This is a genomic window from Pseudomonas sp. RtIB026 (genome assembly GCF_016861355.2).
Lineage (GTDB): Bacteria > Pseudomonadota > Gammaproteobacteria > Pseudomonadales > Pseudomonadaceae > Aquipseudomonas > Aquipseudomonas peradeniyensis.
This window is the reverse complement of record NZ_AP023348.2, coordinates 2,470,200-2,492,688: the sequence shown is the minus strand read 5'-3', so window position 1 is coordinate 2,492,688 and position 22,489 is coordinate 2,470,200. Positions and strand designations below refer to the sequence as shown.

17 protein-coding genes are annotated in these 22,489 nt (G+C 67.5%); 9 read left to right on the top strand and 8 right to left on the bottom strand.

Annotation, left to right across the window (positions count from 1 at the left end; translation table 11 throughout):
• Positions 1–2 precede the first annotated feature (2 nt).
• From PRtIB026_RS11335 to PRtIB026_RS11325, 3 genes are all read right to left on the bottom strand, one after another.
• Positions 3–1,808: a DUF2341 domain-containing protein gene (locus PRtIB026_RS11335; RefSeq protein WP_267813821.1), complete on the bottom strand. Its 1,806-nt coding sequence runs from the start codon at positions 1,806–1,808 to the stop codon at positions 3–5.
• Positions 1,809–1,841: 33 nt separating this feature from the next.
• A complete protein-coding gene (locus tag PRtIB026_RS11330) occupies positions 1,842–3,392 on the bottom strand; it encodes a ShlB/FhaC/HecB family hemolysin secretion/activation protein (RefSeq protein WP_244670917.1) in 1,551 nt (516 codons plus the stop codon).
• A 65-nt stretch (positions 3,393–3,457) separates the two neighbouring features.
• Positions 3,458–4,066: a transposase gene (locus PRtIB026_RS11325; protein WP_203647499.1), complete on the bottom strand. Its 609-nt coding sequence runs from the start codon at positions 4,064–4,066 to the stop codon at positions 3,458–3,460.
• 305 nt (positions 4,067–4,371) lie between these two features.
• On the opposite strand from PRtIB026_RS11325, the gene PRtIB026_RS11320 reads away from it, so the two are divergent.
• From PRtIB026_RS11320 to PRtIB026_RS11280, 9 genes are all read left to right on the top strand, one after another.
• The gene (locus tag PRtIB026_RS11320; RefSeq protein WP_203647500.1) at positions 4,372–5,331 is read left to right on the top strand and encodes an AAA family ATPase; all 960 of its coding nucleotides are present in this window, start codon (positions 4,372–4,374) and stop codon (positions 5,329–5,331) included.
• A gap of 4 nt (positions 5,332–5,335) precedes the next feature.
• Positions 5,336–6,280 (top strand): DUF58 domain-containing protein, encoded by a 945-nt coding sequence (locus tag PRtIB026_RS11315; protein WP_203647501.1) that lies wholly within the window; start codon positions 5,336–5,338, stop codon positions 6,278–6,280.
• Positions 6,277–6,771, top strand: a complete 495-nt coding sequence (locus PRtIB026_RS11310) for a DUF4381 domain-containing protein (protein WP_050706544.1) — start codon at positions 6,277–6,279, stop codon at positions 6,769–6,771. Before PRtIB026_RS11315 ends, PRtIB026_RS11310 begins: the two co-directional genes overlap by 4 nt.
• Complete coding sequence (locus PRtIB026_RS11305; RefSeq protein WP_203647502.1) at positions 6,764–7,840, top strand: vWA domain-containing protein; 1,077 nt, start codon at positions 6,764–6,766, stop codon at positions 7,838–7,840. The genes PRtIB026_RS11310 and PRtIB026_RS11305 overlap by 8 nt, the downstream gene beginning before the upstream one ends.
• Positions 7,837–9,555 carry a vWA domain-containing protein gene (locus PRtIB026_RS11300; protein ID WP_203647503.1) on the top strand — a complete coding sequence of 573 codons (1,719 nt, stop codon included), beginning with the start codon at positions 7,837–7,839 and terminating at the stop codon, positions 9,553–9,555. The genes PRtIB026_RS11305 and PRtIB026_RS11300 overlap by 4 nt, the downstream gene beginning before the upstream one ends.
• Positions 9,552–11,177 carry a BatD family protein gene (locus tag PRtIB026_RS11295; protein ID WP_203647504.1) on the top strand — a complete coding sequence of 542 codons (1,626 nt, stop codon included), beginning with the start codon at positions 9,552–9,554 and terminating at the stop codon, positions 11,175–11,177. The genes PRtIB026_RS11300 and PRtIB026_RS11295 overlap by 4 nt, the downstream gene beginning before the upstream one ends.
• Positions 11,178–11,361: 184 nt before the next feature.
• Entirely contained in the window at positions 11,362–12,600 is a 1,239-nt protein-coding gene (locus PRtIB026_RS11290) for an exonuclease SbcCD subunit D C-terminal domain-containing protein (RefSeq protein WP_203647505.1), read from the top strand.
• Positions 12,597–16,241 (top strand): AAA family ATPase, encoded by a 3,645-nt coding sequence (locus PRtIB026_RS11285; RefSeq protein ID WP_267813819.1) that lies wholly within the window; start codon positions 12,597–12,599, stop codon positions 16,239–16,241. The genes PRtIB026_RS11290 and PRtIB026_RS11285 overlap by 4 nt, the downstream gene beginning before the upstream one ends.
• Positions 16,238–16,831: a glutathione S-transferase gene (locus PRtIB026_RS11280; RefSeq protein ID WP_203647506.1), complete on the top strand. Its 594-nt coding sequence runs from the start codon at positions 16,238–16,240 to the stop codon at positions 16,829–16,831. Before PRtIB026_RS11285 ends, PRtIB026_RS11280 begins: the two co-directional genes overlap by 4 nt.
• 157 nt (positions 16,832–16,988) lie before the next feature.
• Here PRtIB026_RS11280 and PRtIB026_RS11275 read toward each other — a convergent pair whose 3' ends face one another.
• The 5 genes from PRtIB026_RS11275 to PRtIB026_RS11255 form a co-directional block, all read right to left on the bottom strand.
• Positions 16,989–17,165 carry a hypothetical protein gene (locus PRtIB026_RS11275; protein WP_167388412.1) on the bottom strand — a complete coding sequence of 59 codons (177 nt, stop codon included), beginning with the start codon at positions 17,163–17,165 and terminating at the stop codon, positions 16,989–16,991.
• Between the two features lie 270 nt (positions 17,166–17,435).
• Positions 17,436–18,566 carry a lactonase family protein gene (locus PRtIB026_RS11270; protein ID WP_267813817.1) on the bottom strand — a complete coding sequence of 377 codons (1,131 nt, stop codon included), beginning with the start codon at positions 18,564–18,566 and terminating at the stop codon, positions 17,436–17,438.
• Entirely contained in the window at positions 18,532–18,822 is a 291-nt protein-coding gene (locus tag PRtIB026_RS11265; protein ID WP_203647507.1) for a DUF5629 family protein, read from the bottom strand. Before PRtIB026_RS11265 ends, PRtIB026_RS11270 begins: the two co-directional genes overlap by 35 nt.
• A 135-nt stretch (positions 18,823–18,957) precedes the next feature.
• The gene (locus tag PRtIB026_RS11260; protein WP_203647508.1) at positions 18,958–21,351 is read right to left on the bottom strand and encodes an efflux RND transporter permease subunit; all 2,394 of its coding nucleotides are present in this window, start codon (positions 21,349–21,351) and stop codon (positions 18,958–18,960) included.
• Complete coding sequence (locus tag PRtIB026_RS11255) at positions 21,348–22,364, bottom strand: WD40/YVTN/BNR-like repeat-containing protein (protein WP_203647509.1); 1,017 nt, start codon at positions 22,362–22,364, stop codon at positions 21,348–21,350. Before PRtIB026_RS11255 ends, PRtIB026_RS11260 begins: the two co-directional genes overlap by 4 nt.
• Positions 22,365–22,489: the final 125 nt, after the last annotated feature.

Below are 22,489 nucleotides of genomic sequence, written 5' to 3'. Positions count from 1 at the left end.
CCTCACGCCGGAACCGACGGGTTGACGCTGCGCCCGCCCGGACGCATCGCCGCTTCACCGGCCTGGCCCTCGCCGTGCAATTCGGCCAGGCGGGTGATGAACTCGTCGACGAACACCCGCATGTCGGCGCTGACCTCGCGGTTGCGCGTGGTCAGGCGGTTGTAGCCGAACAGCGCGGGGATGGCGACGAACAGCCCCATGGCGGTGGCCAGCAGCGCCGCGGCCATGCCCGGGGCGATGGCGTTGATGTTGACGTCGCCGGCCATGGCGGTGCCGAGGAACACCACCATGATCCCCAGCACCGTGCCCAGCAGGCCGATGTAGGGGCCGCCGGCGATGGCGTTGGACAGGGTCGACAGCTTCGACGACAACGCCTGGTTCTCGCGGGTGCGCACGCCGTCCATGGAGCAGCGGATGGCCTCGATGGTGGCTGCGGACACTTCACGGGTGTCGGCGCCCTGGGCGCGGCGGGTGCGCAGTTCCTGCACGGCCACCAGGTACAGGCGCCACAGCGAGGAGTCGGTCAGCCGCGCATGCAGGTCCTGATCGTCGGCGAACTGCTCCAGGCGTGTGCCGACCGTGGCGAAGCGCTCGCGAAAGCGAGTGTTGGCGGCGGTGACGCGGTTGAGGGTGCGCTGCTTGCGCAGCATGATCACCCACGACTGCACCATCATCAGCACCAGGATGGCGATGATCACCCAGGCGTCCACCGGCACCGCCTTGAGCAGGAAGCCCAGGCCGCCGAAGCCGAAGCCTGACTGCTCCTCGTCGACCCCGTACACCACCAGGCGCGACTCGGCGCCCTGGGCCAGTACGTCGGCCTGCAGGCTGGCCTGGCTGCGGGCCACGCGGGACAGGCGCAGTTCGTCCAGGGCGCCCACGAACGGCGCGAATTGACTGGCCGCCTCGCCTTCGGTCGCCGGCAGGTCGCCGCCGACGCCGATGGCACCGCTGAAGGCCGCCAGGCTGGCGGCCAGGCGCGCCACCGGCTGGCCTTCGAGCAGCAGGCTCAGGTTGCCGCCCTCGCCCACCAGGGCCAGGTGTTGCCACTGACCGGCGCTCACGGCCTGATTGGCGCTGGCGCGCTGGCCGTCGACCTCGATGAAAGGCACGCCCTGGGCCAGGCCCAGCAGCAGGCTGTGGCCGGCCTCGCGACGGGCCAGCAGCAACTGCTCGCCCACCGCCTGGTCCTGGCGCAGCCAGGCGCTGAAGGTGAACGCCGCACCTGCCGGCAACTGCAGCGAGGCGCTGGCCGGCAGTTGCAGGCCCTGGCCGCCGAGCTGGATGGCCCGCCCGATCACGCCGTCGACGCTCACCGTCGGCCCTTGCAACGGATTGCCATAGGGGCTGGCGTCGCGGGCGGTGGCACCGTCGAAGTGGTAGAGCGCGGTGTAGTCGGCGTCGAAGCTGGGCTGGCCGACAGGCGCCTGGGCTTTCGGGTTGCCGTAGTACATCCACAGGTCCTGGCGCTGGCCCGCTTCTATACGGGGCACGTCCACCCAGATCAGCGCCATGCCCATCAGCGGATCGAACTGCTCGACATGGTGATTGAGTACCGTCTTGTCATCGGCGCTGACAAAGCGGATGTCCGCGCCGGTCTCGCTGACGCCGTCGAAGCTGAAGTTGCCGGTATGCAGGCGCACCAGCAGCGCGGTGCGCCCCAGCGCCTGGGTCAGGCCGGCGCCCTGGGGCGTGGTGTCCACGGCGATCTGCTTGCGGTACATCCAGTCGTCCTGCCACCAGGCGCTGGCGCTGCCCGGCAGGGCGAAGCCCAGGCACAGCAGCAAGGTCAATATCAGGCGTTGCATGAGAGGTCTCCAGGTCGATGCCGGTCAGTGAGTTCAGAAGGTCGCCTGCACGCTGAAGTGCACACGGGAAGCGTTCTTGTCGGTGTTGGGGCCATCCTTGAGCGGCACGGCCCAGTCGACGCTGCCGGACAGCCAGTCGTTGAGCGTGGCGCGAGTGCCGACGCCGACACTGGCCAGGCTGTAGCGGTCGTCCTGCTCGGGCAGCGCGTCCTGCAGGCGCAGCTGGGCGCCTTCGGCGAACAGGTAGAAGCGCCAGTCGCTGATGTAGCTGCCGACGTAGCGGCCGATGGACGGGGTGCGCAGCTCCTGGGAAAACAGCAGGCCGTCGTCCCCGGTGCGCTCGGCGGCCAGATAGCCGCGCACCGAGGTGGCGCCGCCGGCGGCGAACTGTTCGTTCGACACCAGTGGCCCCGAGGCCAGCTGGAAGGCCAGCTTGGAGGCGCTCTGCCAGGAGCCTGCGAAGTCGAAGGTGTAGCTGCCGTCGCCCTTGAGCGCGGCGAAGCTGGAATCGGCGCGGTAGCGCTTGTAGTCGAACTCGGCGTCGTCGCTGCCGTAGCCCAGCAGGCTGCGGGTGCCGGCCACCAGGCTCAGGCCCAGGCTCAGCTGGTCCTGTTCGGTAAAGCGGTAGCCGGTGTAGCCCAGGGTGATCGGGGCGTACTTGAGCGGGACCTTGTCGCTGCTGCCGCCCAGGCCGACCTGCTCGTCGAAGTCCTTGAAGTCCACGCCGATCGACAGGGCGTTGGCCCAGGCACCGACGCCGGGCAGGTTGTAGATCGCCGAAACACCGTAGGAATGGCCCTTGCCCAGGACGTTGGTGCCGCCCACCGTGGCGACGTTGCTGTCGGAGTGGTAGCCGGAGAACTGCACGGTCCAGCGCTCATTGAGCGGCGCGGCGTAGGAACCGGACCAGACCTCGGCATTGTCACGGTCCTGGGGTGCGGTGAACCAGCTCAGCGAGACGCTGTGGCCGGCCTGCCAGAGATTGTTGTAGCCCAGGCTGACGACGCTGCGCAGCTTCTCGGTGTCGGCGCTGTGGTCGTTGTTCAGGCCCAGGCTCAGGTTCCAGGGCTGCTTGTCCTCGACCTGCAGGTCGACGTCCATGGTGCCCGGGCGCTGCCCTTCGCGCACCAGCGGCATGACCTGCCGGCCCGGGGTGCGATTGAGCGCGGCCAGTTCGTCCTGCACCTGGGCGAAATCGGGCACCTTGCCCTCCTCCAGCGCCGGGACCTGCTCACGGATCTCCAACGGCGAGTAATGCTTGGCACCTACCACGCGCACGCGGCCGACCTTGGTTTCGCTCACTTGCAGGTAGACCACGCCGCCCTCGACCTTCTGCTCGGGCAGCTCGACGAACACCGACTGGTAGCCACGGGCCTGGTAGCTTTTCTGCAGGGCCTCGCGGGCGCCTTCGAGGTCGGCCAGGGTCTTGTCCGGCCCCAGGTAGGGATAGACCGCCTCTTCGATGGCCTGGGCGTCGAGCACCGTATTGCCGCGCACCACGTACTCGTTGATCTCGACCCGGCGCTGCGCCTCGTCGGCGGCCACGTTGCCCGCCAACAGGCACGCCAGCAGCCCTGCGCCCATGCCGCATCGCTTGAAGAAAAAATGCTCCACACCGCCCCCTTGAGCGCCAGGAATTCGTTGGGTTTCTAGTGGTTTGCGTCAGGCGCGGCCTGACCTTGGTGACGTGCCAGCCAGCTGTGCAGCAGGGCCAGGTTGAGGCTGAACTCGGGCATGGCCTGCAAGCTTGCGCCGAGCACCTCGTCGACCATGCGCTGCAGCAGTGACACGGCCATGGCACTGCCCAGCAGCACACCGAGGTCATGACTGAACAGGCTGAAGTTCCACACCCGCGACTTCAGTTCCAGGCCGGCGAACCAGCGGAACAGCAGGTTGTAGTTGAGTTGCTCGTAGAGCTGCTTCTCACTGGGCACCGAATACAGCAGTTGCAGCAGCAACACATGCATCAGCGTGTGCGGGGCGATGATCATGCCCTGCTGTTCGGCCAGCAGGGCCAGCGCGGTCCGGTGCTCGTCCAGCAAGGCTTCGATGCGCGGCTTGAGCAGCGCCAGCGAATGCCCGGGCGGCACGCAACTGGCCACCTCGCGCAGGGCGCCCTGCCAGTCTTCCTGGGAGACGATCCAGACCCAGGGCGCGCCGTAGCGGTAGACCGAGACCGGCTGCTTGCGCGCGGCCTCGACGATCTTCGCCAGGCGCTGGTCAAGCTCCTGCATTCCCACCTTCGTGTAGCGTTCCATAGTCCCCATCGCCCCGCTCCCAGGCCGTTCCCCAAGGCTCGACCGGCCTGATGGCCAGATGCCTTGTCGGTATCCATGGCTTTGACGGGGGTGGCGCTTTGCTACCGACGTTTTGTCATGAAAGGTTCATCAGTGGGCCAGGCTTGCAGGCGAACGGCTCGCAACGTCTTCGGCCCCCACTCGCTGCTTTACACTAATTTTGCAAACCGCCATTGGTCCCCGCACCCCCGGATGGATTAAAGTATCCACCCCCGCCCGGCCACCGCTCACAGCGCGCCAGGGCCCATCCCCAGGAACCGCCAACGATGGAACACCGTGAAGCGCTGATCGCGCTGCGCACCTTTCTCTCCTCCCAGATCCTCGGCCAGGAAAAACTGGTGGAGCGCCTGCTGATCGTGCTCCTGGCCGACGGCCACATGCTGGTCGAGGGCGCCCCGGGCCTGGCCAAGACCAAGGCCATCAAGGAGCTCGCCGAAGGCATCGAGGCGCAATTCCATCGCATCCAGTTCACCCCCGACCTGCTCCCGGCCGACATTACCGGCACCGAGATCTACCGCCCGGAAACCGGCAGCTTCGTGTTCCAGCAAGGGCCTATCTTCCACAACCTGGTGCTGGCCGACGAAATCAACCGCGCCCCGGCCAAGGTGCAGTCGGCGTTGCTCGAAGCCATGGCCGAACGCCAGGTCAGTGTCGGGCGCAGCACCTATGAACTGTCGCCGTTGTTCCTGGTGATGGCCACGCAGAACCCGATCGAGCAGGAAGGCACCTACCCGTTGCCCGAGGCCCAGCTCGACCGTTTCCTGATGCACGTGAAGATCGGCTTCCCGGATGCCGCGGTCGAGCGGCGCATTCTTCTGCAGGCCCGCGGCGAAGCGCTGGGCGGCGAGGTGAAGCCCGAACGGCGGGTCAGCCAACAGGCGATCTTTGCCGCGCGCAAGGAAATCCTCGGCCTGTACATGGCCGATGCGGTGGAGGAATACCTGGTGCAACTGGTCATGGCCACCCGCACTCCGGCCAAGTTCGACGGCGAACTGGCCGACTGGATCGCCTACGGCGCCAGCCCCCGTGGCTCGATCGCCCTGGACCGCTGCGCGCGTGCCCACGCCTGGCTGGCCGGGCGCGACTTCGTCAGCCCCGAGGATATCCAGGCGGTGCTGTTCGACGTGCTGCGCCACCGCATCATCCTCTCGTTCGAGGCCGAGGCGGCCGGGGTCGACCAGGACCGCGTGGTCCAGCGCATCCTCGACGTCGTTGCCGTCGCCTGACCCCATGCCCACCACCCCGCAGGCCGAACCCGGCATCCGCATCGGCCTGGCCGAACTGATCGACATGCGCCACCGCGTGCGCGAGATCCAGCTGTTTTCCCGGCCCGGCCAGCGCAGCCCGTTGGTGGGCCTGCACCACTCCAAGCTGCGTGGCCGCGGCGTGGACTTCGACCAGGTGCGTGTCTACCAGGCCGGCGATGACGTGCGCAATATCGACTGGCGCGTCACCGCGCGCACCCAGGAGCCGCACACCAAGCTCTTCCACGAAGAGCGCGAGCGGCCGATCTTCATCATGGTCGAACAGAGCCAGCGGCTGTTCTTCGGCTCCGGACTGGTGTTCAAATCGGTGCTGGCGGCCCAGGCCGCGGCCCTGTTCGGCTGGGCGGCGCTGGGCCACAACGACCGCATCGGCGGGCTGGTGTTCGGCGACAGCGAGCCCCACGAGATCAAGCCACGGCGCAGCAAGCAGAGCCTGCTGCAACTGCTCAACCGCCTGGCCAAGGTCAACCAGGCCCTGCACACCGAGGCCGTGCCGCAGCCCGACAGCCTGGGCCTGGCCCTGCGCCGGGCGCGCGAGGTGCTGCGCCCGGGCAGCCTGGCCATCGTCATCTGCGACGAGCGCGCCCTCAGTGCCAGTGTCGAGCAGCACCTGGCCATGCTGTCGCGCCACTGCGACGTGCTGCTGATGCCGATCAGCGACCCGCTCGACCATGCCCTGCCCGCCGCCGGCCTGCTGCGCTTCGCCCAGCGCGGCGCGCAACTGGAACTCGACACGCTGGATGCCAACCTGCGCCAGGCCTATCGCCAGCAAGCCGAGGCGCGCATCGAGCGCTGGGAACTGCTGGCGCAGAAACTGCGGGTGGTGCTGATGCCACTGAGCACCCAGAGTGAGATGATCGAGCAATTGCGCGAGTACCTGAACGCGCAGCGTCCCGGGAGTACCCGATGAATCCGCTGGACCAGCTGCAGCCGCTGATCGCGCCGCCGGCCATCGGCCTGTGGCCGCCCGCGCCCGGCTGGTGGCTGCTGCTGGCCCTGCTGCCGCTGCTCGGCTGGGGCGCCTGGCGCCTGCGTCGCTGGCGCCCGGGCAAGCGCAAGGTGGTGCGCGCCGAACTGCCGCTGGACCCGATCCGTGTCGAGGCTCTCGCCGAGCTGGCACGCCTGCCGCGCCCCTACGACGGCGCGCCGGCCGGCGCCTGGCTGCAACAGATCAATGCCTTGCTCAAGCGCCTGTGCCGCAACCAGTACCCCGGCGCCAACAGTCACACCCTCAGCGGCCGTAAATGGCTGGCATTTCTCGACAACCGCTGCCCGGCCGCCGGCCTGACCCGTTGGATGGTGCTGGTCGAAGGCACCTACAAACCCGAGTGCAAGCTCGACGACAAGGCCATCGCCGGGCTCGCCCAGGCGGTCGAAACCTGGATCCGCAAGCATGTTTGAACTGGCCTGGCCGTGGATCTTCCTGCTGTTGCCGCTGCCCTGGCTGGCGCGTCTGGCGCTGCCCGCCGCCGACAGCGGCGAGCCAGTGCTCAAGGTGGGCTTCCTTGATGAACTCGAGGGCCTGGCCGGGCGCCGCGCGCGGCTGAACCTGCCGACCTGGCGCCAGCAGGCGCCGTTCATCCTGATCTGGCTGCTGCTGTTGCTGGCCGCCGCCCGCCCGCAGTGGCTGGGCGATCCGCTGCCGGTGTCGGCCAGCGGGCGCGACCTGCTGGTGGCGGTGGACGTGTCGGGCTCCATGGACTTCCCCGACATGCAATGGAAGGACGACGAGATCAGCCGCCTGGACCTGGTCAAGGCGCTGATGGGCGACTTTCTCCAGGACCGCCAGGGCGACCGTGTCGGCCTGATCCTGTTTGGCAGCCAGGCCTACCTGCAAGCCCCGCTGACCTTCGACCGGCGTACCGTGCGCACCTTCCTCGACGAGGCGCAGATCGGCATCGCCGGCAAGAACACCGCCATCGGCGACGCCATCGGCCTGGCGGTCAAGCGCCTGCGCCAGCGCCCGTCGCAGAGCCGGGTGCTGATCCTGATCACCGACGGCGCCAACAACGGTGGGCAGATCCACCCACTGACCGCCGCCCGCCTGGCCGCCCAGGAAGGCGTGCGTATCTACACCATCGGCATCGGCGCCAACCCTGAGGCCAGCGGCACACCGGGCCTGCTCGGGCTGAACCCGAGCCTGGACCTGGACGAAGCCTCGCTCAAGGAGATCGCCGAGATCACCCACGGCAGCTATTTCCGCGCCCATGACGGCGCCGAGCTGGGCGCCATCGGCGACACCCTCGACCAGCTGGAACCGGTGGCCCAGCAGCCGACCCAGGCGCGCACCGCCCACGAACTGTATGCCTGGCCACTGGCCCTGGCGCTGCTGCTCAGCGTGCTGCTGGTGGTGGCCGTGCAATGGCCGGACAACCTGCTGCAACGCCTGCTGCGCAAGCCACGCTTCCTGCAGCCCCACCCGGAATGGCGCCAGCGCCTCAAGCGCCTGCGCCTGAGGAGGCGGCGATGATCGAACTCTGGCCACAATGGCTGCGCCCGCTCTGGCTGCTGGTGCTACCCCTGCTCGGCTGGCTGCTGTTCAAGCTCTGGCACCGGCGCAAGCGCGCCGGGCGCTGGCAGCTGATCCTGCCGCAGCCGTTCCATGCGGTATTGCTCGGCGGCGGCAGCGGCAGCACCAGCAAGCTGCCGTGGATCGCCCTGGGCCTGGCCTGGCTGCTGATCGTCCTGGCCCTGCTCGGACCCAGCTGGCAGCGCCTGGAGGAAACCCGCCAGCGCCCGGCCGACCCGCTGGTGATCCTGCTCGAGCTGACGCCGCAGATGCTCGCCGAGGACAGCGCGCCGAACCGCCTGGAACAGGCCCGGCGCAAGGTCCTCGACCTGCTCGAGCACCGTCGTGACAGCCAGACCGCGCTGATCGTCTACGCAGGCTCCGCCCACACCCTGGTGCCGCTGTCCGATGACCTGGGCACCACGCGCAACCTGCTCGAGGCCGTCGACCCGTCGATCATGCCGCAGCCCGGCCAGCGCGCCGATCTCGCCGTGCACAAGGGCCTGGCCCTGCTCGCCCAGAGCGGTCTAGGCCAGGGCCGCCTGCTGCTGATCGGCTCGTCACTGAGCGAACCCGAGCGCGAAGGCATTCGCCAGGCCCTCGGGCGCCAGGGCCCGAGCCTGCTGATGCTGGGCGTCGGCAGCGGCGAAGGCGCCCCGGTGCGCCAGGCCAATGGCGAGTACCTCAAGGACGATCAGGGCGGCATCCTCCTGCCACGCCTGGACAGCGCCTCGCTGAAGAGCTTCATCGCCTCGACCGGCGGGCGCTACCGCCACGCCCGCATCGACGACCTCGACCTGCGCGGCCTGGGCCTGTTCGACAACCCGCGGCTGCTGCACAACGATGGCCAGACCCTGCAACTGGACAGCTGGGCCGATCAGGGCTACTGGCTGCTGTTGCCCCTGCTGCTGCTCGCCGCCTGCGCCGGCCGGCGTGGCTGGCTGTTCTGCCTGCCCCTGTTGCTAGCCCTGCCCCAACCGAGCCAGGCCTTCGAGTTCAACGACCTGTGGCTGCGCCCCGACCAGCAGGGCCAGCGCCTGCTGGAGCGGCAACGCCCCGCCGAGGCAGCCCGGCACTTCGAGGACAGCCAATGGCGCGGCATGGCCTTGTACCAGGCCGGCGATTTCGAAGGCGCCGCTGCCGCGTTTGCCCAGGCCGGCACGGCGGCCGCCCACTACAATCGTGGCAACGCCCTGGCCCGCGCCGGCGAGCTGGAGGCGGCGCTGGACGCCTATGAGCAGGCGCTGGAGCGCCAGCCCGACCTGAAGGCGGCACTGGACAATCAGGCCCTGGTCCAGCAATTGTTGCAACAGCGCCAGGCCAGCGCCGAGACACAACCGAGCAACGCCGATGCCCAAGGCACCCCCGGTAACGAGACCGAAGGCAACAGCAGCTCGACCAGCAGCCAGGCCCAAGGCACGCCCGGCAGCGACGAACAGGCCCAGGGCCAGCAGAACGGCGACAGCCAGGGCAACGCCCAGGCCCCGCCCGGCGCTGCCGGCGGCGATGACGACAACCTCACCCAGCCGCCCCAGCGGCCGCTCTCCACCAGCCTTGACGCCGAACAGCGCCAGGCCCTGGAGCAATGGCTGCGGGAGATCCCCGACAACCCGGCGGAACTGCTACGGCGCAAATTCTGGTACGAACAGCAATTGCATCAGGAAACCCCACGATGAGTCGCCTCGGCGTCTTTCTCCTAGGCCTGTTGTGGAGCCTCGCGGCCCAGGCCGAACCGATCCTGCAGGCCAGCGTCGACCGCACGCGCCTGGAAGCCGGTGAAACCCTGGAACTCACCCTCGAGAGCCAGGACGTCACCCAGTTCGGCAAACCCGACCTGCGCACCCTCGAGCCCGACTTCGAGGTGCGCGGCACGCGCCAGCTCAACAGCCTGCACACCCTGGACGGCGAAACCCGCGCCAGCACCCGCTGGATCATCACCCTGCTGCCCCGACGCAGCGGCAGCCTGCGCATCCCCGAGCTGCAGCTGGGCCAGTCGCGCAGCCAGGCCATCGAGCTGCAGGTGCAGCAGGCCGACAGCCAGCGCCCCGACGCGGCGGCGCAGGTGTTCGTCGAGGCCACCCTGGACAGCAGCGAGGTCTATGTCCAGGCCCAGGCCGTGCTGACCCTGCGCATCTACCATTCGGTGGCGCTGTACGACGACAGCAGCCTCAGCCCACTGCAGCTGGAAAACGCCAAGGTCGACCCGCTGGGTGAGTCGCGCACCTATGAGAAAGAGATCAACGGCGTGCGCCACGGGGTGATCGAGACCCGCTACGCGATCTATCCGCAGCAAAGCGGCAGCCTTGAAGTGCCGCCGCTGCGCTTCACCGCCACCGCCGCCGACAATGGCGAACAGCCGGCCGGCACACCGCGGGTCGGCCGCCAGGTGCAGGTCAGCTCGCTGCCGCTGCGCCTGACGGTCAAACCAATCCCGGCCAGCTACCCGGCCGACCGCCCCTGGCTGCCGGCCCGCAGCCTGACCCTGGAAGAACACTGGAACCCCGACCCGGAGCGCCAGCCGACGCAGATCGGCGACTCGCTGACGCGCAACATCACCGTGCGCGCAGAGGGTCTGTCGAGCACCCAGTTGCCGCCACTGCCGGCTACCGAGGCCACCGGCCTGCGCCGCTACCCCGACCAGCCATTGCTGCGCAACGAGATCGGCGAACGCGGCATGGTCGCCAACCGCGAGGAACGCGAGGCGCTGGTGCCGACCCACGCCGGCGACCTGGCCCTGCCGGCGCTGGAGGTGACCTGGTGGAACACCCGCGAAGACCACCTGGAACACAGCAGTCTGCCGGCGCGCACCCTGAACGTGCAGGACAACCCGGCGCTGAGCGCCGACACCCCGGTCGGCGACGGCAACCTGAGCCCCGGCCCGCTCTGGCCCTGGCAACTGGCCACGCTGGTCCTGGCCCTGACCACCCTGCTCGGCTTCACCCTGTGGTGGCGGGCCCGCTCGCAACCGGCGGTGCTGCGCGCGGCGCAGGCCGGCCCGAGCCCGCGCACGCTGCTCGACGACCTCAAGCGCGCCTGCCAGGCCAACGACCCGCAGGCTACCCGCCAGGCGCTGGACGCCTGGGCCCGGCAGCAGCCGGAAACCCTGGCCGAGATGGCGGCGCGCTTCGTGCCGTTGTCCGATGCACTGGATGGGTTGAATGGCGCGCTGTACAGCGAGAGTGGCCAGTACTGGCACGGCGACGAGCTGTGGCGCGCGATCGGCGCGATTCCGCCGGCCGAGCAGGTGCTGGCGCCGTCGGGTGAAGCGGGTAGCTTGCCGCCGTTGTATCCCAAGTAGCCGAGCATGCCTTGAGCCTTGCAGGGTATTCGAGATCGAGCGCCGCGCGGGCGGCGCTCGATCTCATCGGCGCTGCAACTCTTTCGCCAGACACATAGGGAACGCCACTCGGTGCCCGCCCCGCGATGAGTTACCATAGCGCCCTTGTCCATAAGCCCCCTGCCGCTCACCCAACGGATCTTCCATGCGTCTGTTTCATACCTCCGACTGGCACCTGGGTCAAAGCCTGCACGGCCAGGAACGCGACTTCGAACACGCCTGCTTCATCGACTGGCTGCTCGGCCAACTGCGCCTGCGCCAGCCCGACGCGCTGCTGATCGCCGGCGACATCTTCGACACGGTCAACCCGCCGGTCAAAGCCCAGGAGCGCCTCTACGACTTCATCGTCCAGGCCCACGAGCAACAGCCCAAGCTGGACATCGTGATGATCGCCGGCAACCACGACTCCGGCTCGCGCATCGAGCTGCCAGCGCCGCTGATGCGCCGCCTGCGCACCCACGCCCTGGGCCGGGTGCACTGGCTCGACGAGGGCCAGCTGGACACCGAGCGGCTGCTGATCCCGTTGACCAACGCCCGTGGCAAGGTCGGCGCCTGGTGCCTGGCCCTGCCCTTCCTGCGTCCGGCCGAAGTCACCGGCCCCGCGCTGGGCGACGACTACCTGCAGGGCATCAACCAGGTCCATGAGCAACTGATCGCCGCGGCGCAGAAGAAGCGCAAGAAAGACCAGGCGCTGGTCGCCATCAGCCACGCGCACATGGCCGGAGGCAGTATCTCGGAGGACTCCGAGCGCAGCCTGATCATCGGCAATGCCGAGGCCCTGCCGGCCAAACTGTTCGACAAGGCCATCAGCTATGTCGCCCTCGGCCACCTGCACAAGCCGCAGAAGGTCAACCGCGAGAACCGCATCCGCTACAGCGGCGCGCCGATCCCGTTGTCGTTCGCCGAGATCAACTACCCGCACCAGGTCCTGGAAGTCGAGCTGGACGGCGCCGAGCTGGTCAGCATCGAGCCGCGTCCGGTACCCCGCGCGGTGGCCCTGCAACGGGTCGGCCCGGCGCCGCTGGGCGAACTGCTCGAACAGCTCGGGCAACTGCCGGTGATCGACCTGCTCGAAGACCCCAACCGCCAGCCCTGGCTGGAAGTACGGGTGCGCCTGGACGAGCCGCAGCCCGACCTGCGCCAGCAGATCGAAGGCGCCCTGCAGGGCAAGGCCGTGCGCCTGGTGCGCATCAGCGCCGAATACGCCGGCAGCGGCCGCGCCGAAGACGACGAGCAAGCCTTCGTCGAGCTGGCCCAGATGACCCCGCAGGACCTGTTCGGCCGCGCCTGGGAGCAGGCCTACGGCAACCCCGCCGACGACCAGGCCCTGGCCGATTTCGCCGAATTGCTGCAGGACGTCCTGCAAGAGGAGGAGCAGGCATGAAAATCCTCGCCATCCGCCTGAAAAACCTGGCCTCGTTGGCCGGCCCGGTCGATATCGACTTCACCGCCGAGCCCCTGGCCAGCGCTGGCCTGTTCGCCATCACCGGGCCCACCGGCGCCGGCAAGAGCACCCTGCTCGACGCCCTGTGCCTGGCGCTGTTCGGCAGCGTGCCGCGCCTGAACGACATCGCCCGGGAAGCCAAGGTGCCGGACGCCGACGGCGAGATCCCCACCTCGGATCCGCGCAATTTGCTGCGCCGCGGCACCGGCAGCGGCTTCGCCGAAGTCGATTTCGTCGGCATCGACGGCGGCCGCTACCGCGCCCGCTGGGAAGCCAACCGCGCCCGCGAAAAAGCCACCGGCAAGCTGCAGAACAGCCGCCAGAGCCTCTACGACCTGGACAGCGAGCAGTTGCTGGGCAGCGGCAAGAACGAATACAAGCAACTGGTCGAGGCCCGCCTGGGCCTGAACTTCGAGCAGTTCACCCGCGCGGTGATGCTGGCCCAGAGCGAATTCGGCGCCTTCCTCAAGGCCGACGACCGCGAGCGCAGCGAACTGCTGGAAAAACTCACCAACACCGCGATCTACACCCGCCTGGGCCAACGCGCCTTCAGCAAGGCGCGGGAAACCGGCGAGGTTCACAACGACCTGAAGAAGCAGGCTGAACACCTGCTGCCGATGGAAGCCGAAGCCCGCGCCGCCCTCGACCAGGCACTGGAACAGGCCCAGCAGCAGTTCAAGGCCGAACAGGCGCGCCAGCGCCAACTGGAACAGCAGCGCATCTGGTTTGCCGAACAGCAGCGCCTGCAGGCCCAGCACAGCGAAGCCGGCACGGCCCTGCAAAATGCGCAACACGAGTGGCAGCAACTGGCCGAGCAACGCGTCGACCTGCAACGCCTGGAGCGCCTGGCGCCCCAGCGCCACCAGTTCCACCGCCAGCAGCACCTGGCCGGGCAACTGGCCCCGGTGCTGGCCGATATCGACCAGCAACTGCGCCAGCAAACTGAACTGCAGCAACACACCGACGCGCTGCAGCAGGCTCTGGAAACGGCCCGCCAGCACCTGGTCCAGCACCAGGCCCTGCACGGCGAAAACGCCCCGCGCCTGCGCCAGGCCTTCGCCGCCCAGGGCGACCTGACGCGCCTGGACAAGGAGCTTGCCGAACAACGGGAAGCCTGCACCCAGGCCGAACAGGAAGTCGATGCAGCCCAGCAGCAACTGCAGCAGCTGGAAGACAACCAGCAGCGCAGCCTGGAGCAACTGGCCCAAATCGACAGCGCTCTGGCCGAAAGCGAACCGCTCGGCAGCCTGGCCGACGCCTGGCAGGCCTACCTGCCGCAACTCAAGCAGGTGATGCTGATCGGCGGCCGCCTGGCCAAGGGCCGCGAAGAGCTGCCCGGCCTGCAGGCCCAGGCCAGCCAGGCCAACGCCCAGCTGCAAGCCCAGCGCGAACATTTCGAGTTGCTGTTCCGCGAGGCAGGGGCCGAACCCCAGGCGCTGGCCGAGCAGATCGACCTGCTCGGCGCCATGCTCCAGGACAACCGCAAGCAGCAACGCGCGGTCGAGGAACTGTCGCGCCTGCATGGCCGCGAAATGGAACTGCGCAACGGCCTCAATACACTGCGCGAGCGCCAGCAACAGGCCATGCAGCAGCGCCAGCAACTGATCGGCGAAGGCACGGCGGCCAAGGCAGAACTGGAGGGCGCCGAGCAGGCACTGACCCTGACCCGCCAGCTGCTCGAGCGCCAGCGCCTGGCGCGTAACACCAGCGTCGAGGAACTGCGCGCCCAGCTGCGCGATGGCGAGCCCTGCCCGGTGTGTGGCAGCGCCGAGCACCCGTTCCATCAGCCCGAAGCGTTGCTGCACAGCCTCGGTCGCCACGACCAGGCTGAGGAAGCGGCGGCGCAGCGGCAGGTCGAACAGCTCAATACCAGGTTGGTGGAGCTGCGCACCGAGTTGGGCGTGGTCAACGCCCAGCTCAAGGACTACCAGCAGCAACAGCAGCAGTTGGGCGAGCAGTTGCAGCCCGTGCTCGAGCAGGTTCAGGCCCATGCCCTGTGGCCAGCGCTGGCGCCGCAGGACGACAGCGCCCGTGGCAAGTGGCTCGACGGTCAGCTGCGCCGCCTCGGCGACGAGATCGACCGCGACGAGAAACGCCAGGGCGCCCTGCTCGCCCTGCAAAGGGATGCCGCCCGTCTCACCCAGCAATTGCAGGCCGCCGGCGAAGCCCAGCAACAGGCCCAGCGCCACCTCGACCAGCAGCACCAGGCCCTGGCCGCCGACGAGCAACAACTCGCGCAGGCCCTCGAAAGCCTCGAAAGCGTGCTGCCCCCGGACATTCTCCAGGCCCTGCGCGACGACCCGGCCAATGCGTTCCTCGGCCTCGACCAGCAGATTGCCCAGCGCCGCCAGCAACTCGACCTGCGCAAGGACGAGCTGGAAGAACAACAGACTCGCCAGCTCCAGCTGGACAAACAGCGCGATCAGCAACAGGCACGCCTGCACAGCCAGCAGCAGCTGCAACAGAAACTCGCCGTGCTGGAGGAGCAACGCCACAAGGCCCAGGCCACCCTGGGCGAGCTGCTCGGCGACCAGCCCAGCGCCGAAGCCTGGCAGCAGCACATGGACACCCAGTTGGAACAGGCCCGCGCCGCCGAGGCAGACAGCGCCCGGCAACTGCAGGCGCTGCACACCCAGGGCGTGCAACTGGCCGGCGAGCTCAAGGCCAACCAGCAGCGCCAGCAGGCACTGGAGCAGGAGCACCAGCAGCTACAGGGCGAAATCGCCCAGTGGCGCAGCGAACACCCGGAGTTGGACGACGCCGGCCTCGACCGCCTGCTGGCCATCGACGACAGCCAGGTGGGCGAGCTGCGTCAACGCCTGCAGGCCGCGGAAAAAGCCGTCGAGCAAGGCCGCGTGTTGCTAGTAGAGCGTGAGCAGCGACTGCAGCAACACACTGCCCAGGCCCACGGCGAGTTGCCCGTCGAAGCGTTGGAAACCGCCCTCGCCGAACTGGCCGCACAGCTGGCAGCCCAGGAGCAGCAATGCGCCGAGCTGCGCGCCCAACAGGCCGAGGACCAGCGCCGGCAACAGGCCAGCCAGGCCCTGGCCGAACAGATCGAACAGGCCTACCAGCAATGGCAACGCTGGGCACGTCTGAATGCGTTGATCGGCTCGGCCTCGGGTGATGTGTTCCGCAAGATCGCCCAGGGCTACAACCTCGACCTGCTGCTGCATCACGCCAACAGCCAGTTGCGCCAGCTGGCCCGGCGTTATCGCCTCAAGCGCGGCGGTAGTGCCCTGGGCCTGCTGGTGCTGGACACCGAGATGGGCGACGAACTGCGCTCGGTGCATTCGCTGTCGGGCGGCGAGACCTTCCTGGTGTCGCTGGCCCTGGCCCTGGGCCTGGCATCCATGGCGTCGAGCACTCTGCGTATCGAATCGCTGTTCATCGACGAAGGCTTCGGCAGCCTCGACCCCGAGTCGCTGCAACTGGCCATGGACGCCCTCGACGGCCTGCAGGCCCAGGGGCGCAAGGTGGCAGTGATCTCCCACGTGCAGGAGATGCACGAGCGCATTCCGGTGCAGATCCAGGTGCGCCGCCAGGGCAATGGCCTGAGCGACGTGGAGGTGTGCGGGTGATCCTCTACTCGTTCCGTCGCTGCCCCTGGGCCATGCGCGCGCGCCTGGCCCTGCGCTACGCCGGCTGCGACGTGCAGGTCCACGAGGTGAAGATGAAGGAAAAGCCGGCCGTGCTGCTGGCACTGTCGCCCAAAGGCACGGTGCCGGTGCTCGATACCGGGGATGTGGTGCTGGAGGAAAGCCTGGACATCATGCGCTGGGCGCTCGCCCGACATGACCCCGAGGACTGGCGCCTGCAGGCCGATCCCACTGCCGCGCAGCAGGCCGAAACGCTGATCACGCGCAACGACAGCACCTTCAAGGCGCAGGTGAACCTGTACAAGTACGCCGAGCGCTACCCCGAGCACACCCGGGCGCACTACCGCGCCCAGGCCGAGCCCTGGCTGGCCGAGCTGGAACGCCTGCTCGAAGGCAGGCCCTACCTGCTGGCCGCTCACCCGAGCCTGGCCGACGCCGCCTTGCTGCCCCTGATGCGCCAGTTTGCCGGGGTCGAACCCGAATGGTTCGCCGAGGCGGCTTATCCGCGGTTGCGGAGCTGGTTGCAGGGCTGGCTGGCATCGCCGCTGTTCAAGGCCGTGATGGCCAAGTGAGACAGCGTATCGCTCAAAGCGCCAGGATCGGCGCGGACATCAACAACAGCACTACCGCCGTGATACGCCACATCATGCTCTGCCCCTTTGGAGAGTCAAAAAATTAGCGTCAAATTAAATCACGTGGCGTTGTGCTATTACCAATGGCTTTACACACTCAATTGGCATGCTTGCTCAGGGCGGCATGGAAATGCGCGCTCTGCTGCAGGTATTTCTGGGTGTAGCTGTGGGTGTTCGATGCCTTGGCGCTTTGCTCCAGTTGGGCGTGGGCCGGCAGCACGACGGAGGCGGAGATGGCGGAAGCGGCGATGACCGGGAAGAGATTGAAGTTCATGTGGGCTGACCTCGACTTCGGTGGTTGACGTTAGCCCGTTGGGGCCTTGGGTCAAAACTTACGCCGATGCATCTGCCTGGAAAAATTCATTGCAGCAGTAGCGAATATCACCCCCATCGATAATTGGACACGCGCCCCCTGTAGGAGCGGCCTTGTGCCGCGAAAGGGCTGCACAGCAGCCCCGGCGATTGATGCATTAACGCTGAAATCCTGGGGCCGCTCTGCGGCCCTTTCGCGGCACAAGGCCGCTCCTACAGGGCAAACGCAGGTTCATTCCAAAAACTTGAGATCCGAAGGCGCCTGCTGGGGCAGTTTCTGCACCGTATCCCCCAACTTGCCGCTGCGCGGATCGCGGCGCATGACCACGATCTGGTTGCTCTTCTGGTTTGCCACCAGCAGGTAGTTGCCATCCGGATCGAGGGCAAACTCCCGGGGATGGTCGCCCTCCACCGAGCGGCGTTGCAGCAGGGTAAGTTGGCCATCGTCCTTGCCCACGGCGTACACCACGATCTCGTTGGCAGTGCCACGGTTGCTGACATAGAGGAAACGCCCATCGGCCGACAGGTGCAGGCCGCCTGCGGCCTTCGCCGCAGCGTCCGTGCTCTCGGTCAGCGGCAGGCGCTGGCGCTGGGTCAACGCACCGTCCTGCACATCGAACACCACCACCTCGGCGCTCATCTCCAGGGTCAGGTAAGCATGCCGGCCCTTGGCGTCGAACAGCAGATGGCGCGGGCCGCTGCCCGGCGGTAGTACCACCGAAGGCGGAATCGCCGGGCTCAACGGATGCTCGGGGCTGGCGCCGTCGTAGCGGTAGATGAACACCTTGTCGGCGCCCAGGTCGCTGGCGTACAGGTGGCGGCCATCGGGCGACAACACCAGCGAATGCACATGGGCACCGGCCTGGCGTTCGGGGTTGACCTTGCTCGGCGCACGCCGGGCCTGCTGCACCACCGGCTTGAGCTTGCCGTCCCGGGCCACCGGAATCACCACCAGGCTGCCACCGGGGTCGGGGGCAACGGCGTAGTTGGCGACGAACAGGTAGCGCTGGTCGTGGCTGAGGCTGGCGTGGGTCGGCTCGTCGCCCTGGCTGGGCACCTGGTTCAGCAGCTTGATCTCACCCTGCTTGCCCAGCGAGAAACTGCTGACCTGGCCCTTTGGCGTTTCATTGACCGCGAACAACTGGCGCTGGTCGGCGGACAGCACCAGCCACGAGGGGCTGACGCTCTTGACCACCTGCCGGGGCGTAGCGTCGATCTGCCCCGTGCGGACATTGAAGTCGTAGCGGTAGATCCCTTCGCTGCCGTTGTCGGTGTAGCTGCCCACCAGCAACGTGGCGGCCTGGGCGTTGACTGACAAAGCCATGAGGCTAGTGGTCAGCAGGCGTGTCCATTTCCTGTTCATCGTCTTCTTCATCCGGGGCACGAAAGGCACTCATACAGACTAGACGATGCTCGCCTTCGTCACTGGCCAGGCTCCAATCGTCGCCCGCGCCGATGGCGGCGCTGATCTGGTCGGAGGTGAAGGACCAGCGACGCAGCTGGCGGCCGTCCATGCACTCGATGGTGAGGCCGGATGCGTCGAAGGTGAAGTCGAAGGCGTGCAGGCCATCGATCAGGAGCATGTCGCAGGATGCGAGGGCGGTGGCGAGGGTGGACATGGGACGAGAGATTACCGATGGAAAAAAGAGCCGACAGTATACGCTGTGGGAGCGGGTTTACCCGCGAATGCGTCGGTGAGTGCACCATCGTATTCGCGGGTAAACCCGCTCCCACAGACTCTACTGCCGCCTTGGTCAGTGAGCGAAGATCGACCCGCCTTCCTTGCCCGCCAGCTTCTCCGGCTTGATCAGGAACCGCGCCAGCGCCGGCAGCAGCCACAGGGCGCCGAACATGTTCCACAACAGCATGAAGGTCAGCATCAGGCCCATGTCGGCCTGGAACTTGATGGCCGAGAAGATCCAGGTGCACACGCCGATGGCCAGGCACAGGCCGGTGAACAGCACTGCCTTGCCGGTGGAGCGCAGGGTTTCATAGTAGGCCTCCTGCAACGGCAGGCCGGCGCGCAGGAAGCTCTCCAGGCGGCTGTAGATGTAGATGCCGTAGTCCACGCCGATGCCCACGCCCAGCGCCACCACCGGCAGCGTGGCGACCTTCACGCCGATGCCCATGAACGCCATCAGCGCGTTGCCGAGCACCGAGGTCAGCACCAGCGGCAGGACGATGCACAGCGTCGCGGCGAAGGAGCGGAAGGTGATCATGCACATCACCGCCACGCAGATGTAGACCAGGATGAGGATGGTCAGCTCGGCCGACTTGATCACTTCGTTGGTGGCCGCCTCGATGCCGGCGTTACCCGCCGCCAGGAGGAACTGCAGGCCGTCCTTGTTGTGGCTGTCGGCAAAGGCCTTGGCCGCGGCGGTGACCCGCTCCAGGGTCTCGGCCTTGTGGTCGTTGAGGAACACCAGCACCGGCGCCAGCGAGCAGTCGGCGTTGTACAGGCCATCGGCGCGGGCGATGGAGTTGTTGAGGATGTCCGGGTTGCGCGACAGGGTTTCCCATTTCAGGCTGCCCTCGTTCATGCCCTTGATGACCTGTTTCGACACGGTCACCAGGGAAATGGTCGACTGCACCCCCGGGGTGTTGTCCATGGTCCACATCAACTCGTCGATCGGCGCCATGGTCGAGTGGATCGAGCAACTCTCGGCCGGGGTCTTGACCATGATTACCAGCACGTCGGAACTGGTCGAGTAATTGCTGATGATGAAGCTGTTGTCCTGGTTGTAGCGCGAGTCCGGGCGCAGCTCCGGCGCGCCCTGGTCGAGGTCGCCGATCTTCAGGTTCTGGCTGTACCAGAGGCCACCGGCGAAGGCCAGCAGCGCCAGCACCACCGACACCGGCGCCACCTTGGCGCTGGCGAAGTTGGACAGCAGGCGCCAGAACGGGTGCTCGCGGGTGGCGTCCTTCTTGCTGCGGGCGATGGCCTTCTGGCTGATGCCGACGTAGCTGATCGCCACTGGCAACAGGATCAGGTTGGTGAAGACGATCACCGCCACGCCGATCGAGGCGCCGATGGCCAGCTCGCGGATCACCCCGATGTCGATGATCAGCAGGGTGATGAAGCCCACGGCGTCGGCGAGAATGGCGATCATCCCCGGCAGGAACAGCTGGCGGAAGGTGCGCCGCGCCGCGGTCAGGGCGTTGTCGGCGTCGCTCGACTGCAGGGCGATGCCGTTGATCTTCTGCACCCCGTGGGAGATGCCGATGGCGAAGATCAGGAACGGCACCAGCATCGAGTACGGGTCCAGGCCGAAGCCCACCGCATGCATCAGCCCCAGCTGCCAGACCACCGCCACCAGGGTGGTGATGAGCACGGCGATGGTGCTGCGGATGCACCAGGTGAACCAGTACAGCAGCGCCCAGGTGATCACCAGCGCCACGCCGAAGAACATCGCCACCATCACCAGGCCGTCGATCAGGTCGCCGACCTTCTTGGCAAAGCCGACGATGTGGATCTTCACATTGGGGTTCTGTGCCTGGAACTTGTCGCGGATCTTCTCTTCCAGCTGATGCGAGAACTGCTGGTAGTCGAGCTTGACCTGCTTGCCCGGATCCTGCGGATCGGGGTGGCTCTCCAACAGCGGAATGTCGATGATGCTGGACTTGAAGTTGTTGGCCACCAGGCGCCCGACCTGGCCGGACTTGAGCACGTTGTCGCGCAGGGTGTCGAGGCTGTCCTGGGAGCCGTTGTAGGTGTTGGGGATCACCTCGCCGCCGGAGAAGCCTTCCTCGGTGACCTCGCTCCAGCGCACGCTGGGGCTCCACAGCGACTTCAGGCCGGCGCGGTCGACGCCGGGGATGTAGAAGACTTCGTCATGGATCTGGCGCAGGGTCTCCATGTAGTCCTTGTCGAAGATGTCACCCTTGGTCGACTCCACCGACACACGCACGGTGTTGCCGAGGTTGGCCAGGTCGTTGCGGTGCTCGAGCATCTGCTCGATGAACGGATGCTGCAGCGGGATCATCTTCTCGAAGCTGGTGGAGGGGCGGATCTGCGTGGCCTGCCAGAACAGGAAGATGCTCACCAGCACGCAGATGGCGATGACGATGGGGCGGTTGTTGAAGATCAGGCGTTCCAGCAGGGTGGCCTTGTCCTTGTGCTGCATGTCGAAGCTCTCCCGGCTGGTCATGGACGCGCCTCCTGGGTGCCGTCGGCCGAGGCCAGGTGCACGCCCCCTTGCCCGACCAGCAGCAGGCCGCCGCCGCCCAGGCCGCTGACGCCCGACAGGGCGATGCGGTCGGCGCGGTTGCGCACGCTGAAGGTCTGCCCGTCGTCATGGCTGCGCAGCACGCTGCCACCGTTGCCGACCAGCACCAGGCTGCCGTCTTCGAGAAGCGTAGCGCTTGCCAGGCCGAATTCGAGCGGGCCACGCTCGGCCTTGAGCTCGATCGGCTGCCAGCTGTCGCCGAAATCAGTTGAGCGGAACAGGTTGCCGCGCAGGCCGTAGGCCAGCAGGGTGTTGGGCTGGGCGGTGCCGATCACGCCGAACAGCGAGCCCTCGTAGGGGCCCTGGACCTTGGTCCAGCGCTGGCCGGCATCGCTGGAGCGGAACATGCCGCCCTGCTCGCCGACAATGAACAGGCCGGCGTCCTTCACCTGGGTGATGGCGTTGAGGTGCAACTGCTCGGGGTTGTCCAGGCGCTCGGCGACGTCCTGCCAGTGCTGGCCGCCATCGAGGGTTTCCAGCACGGCACCGTAGGCGCCCACGGCGAAGCCGTGCTGCGGATCGAGGAAGCGCACATCGAGCAAGGGGGCTTCGCGGGACAGGTCTTCGAACTGCTTGCTCCAGGTCGCGCCGCCGTCGCTGCTGGCGAGGATCTGCGCGTCGTGGCCGACGGCCCAGCCGCGCTTGTCGTCAAGGAAGAACACCGCAGTGAGCAGTTGCCGGGTGGGGACCCGGGCCTGGGTCCAGGTATGGCCCTGGTCGTCGGAGAACAGAATGTGGCCGCGGTCGCCGACCACCACCAGGCGCTGCCCGGCGTGGGTGGCGCCGATCAACAGGCTCTGGCTGGCCTTGGCCGACTCTACCGAGTATTCCTCGGCGGCCACCGCCGCCAGGACTTGCCCGGCCCCGATACTCAGCGTCAGCGCCAGCATCGCGCTGGCCGCCAGGCTGTAGCGTGCCCTTGCCCGCTCTCTCATGACTGCCCCCTGTTGTGTTCTTGTGGTGGGTCAATCTATTGCCAGGTACTGCGAAAACCCTGTTCCAGAGCCCTGGAATAGCTTCGGGTCATCGTATCGGGGTTGTTCGGCGGAACACAACGAGC

Coding starts and splice junctions, on each gene's coding strand:
- PRtIB026_RS11315 (WP_203647501.1), top strand. CDS start 5,336: ATGCCCACCACCCCGCAGGCCGAACCCGGCATCCGCATCGGCCTGGCC.
- PRtIB026_RS11305 (WP_203647502.1), top strand. CDS start 6,764: ATGTTTGAACTGGCCTGGCCGTGGATCTTCCTGCTGTTGCCGCTGCCC.
- PRtIB026_RS11270 (WP_267813817.1), bottom strand. CDS start 18,566: ATGAACAGGAAATGGACACGCCTGCTGACCACTAGCCTCATGGCTTTG.
- PRtIB026_RS11295 (WP_203647504.1), top strand. CDS start 9,552: ATGAGTCGCCTCGGCGTCTTTCTCCTAGGCCTGTTGTGGAGCCTCGCG.
- PRtIB026_RS11260 (WP_203647508.1), bottom strand. CDS start 21,351: ATGACCAGCCGGGAGAGCTTCGACATGCAGCACAAGGACAAGGCCACC.
- PRtIB026_RS11285 (WP_267813819.1), top strand. CDS start 12,597: ATGAAAATCCTCGCCATCCGCCTGAAAAACCTGGCCTCGTTGGCCGGC.
- PRtIB026_RS11300 (WP_203647503.1), top strand. CDS start 7,837: ATGATCGAACTCTGGCCACAATGGCTGCGCCCGCTCTGGCTGCTGGTG.
- PRtIB026_RS11265 (WP_203647507.1), bottom strand. CDS start 18,822: ATGTCCACCCTCGCCACCGCCCTCGCATCCTGCGACATGCTCCTGATC.
- PRtIB026_RS11335 (WP_267813821.1), bottom strand. CDS start 1,808: ATGCAACGCCTGATATTGACCTTGCTGCTGTGCCTGGGCTTCGCCCTG.
- PRtIB026_RS11290 (WP_203647505.1), top strand. CDS start 11,362: ATGCGTCTGTTTCATACCTCCGACTGGCACCTGGGTCAAAGCCTGCAC.
- PRtIB026_RS11255 (WP_203647509.1), bottom strand. CDS start 22,364: ATGAGAGAGCGGGCAAGGGCACGCTACAGCCTGGCGGCCAGCGCGATG.
- PRtIB026_RS11320 (WP_203647500.1), top strand. CDS start 4,372: ATGGAACACCGTGAAGCGCTGATCGCGCTGCGCACCTTTCTCTCCTCC.
- PRtIB026_RS11310 (WP_050706544.1), top strand. CDS start 6,277: ATGAATCCGCTGGACCAGCTGCAGCCGCTGATCGCGCCGCCGGCCATC.
- PRtIB026_RS11330 (WP_244670917.1), bottom strand. CDS start 3,392: ATGGGCGCAGGGCTGCTGGCGTGCCTGTTGGCGGGCAACGTGGCCGCC.
- PRtIB026_RS11275 (WP_167388412.1), bottom strand. CDS start 17,165: ATGAACTTCAATCTCTTCCCGGTCATCGCCGCTTCCGCCATCTCCGCC.
- PRtIB026_RS11325 (WP_203647499.1), bottom strand. CDS start 4,066: ATGGAACGCTACACGAAGGTGGGAATGCAGGAGCTTGACCAGCGCCTG.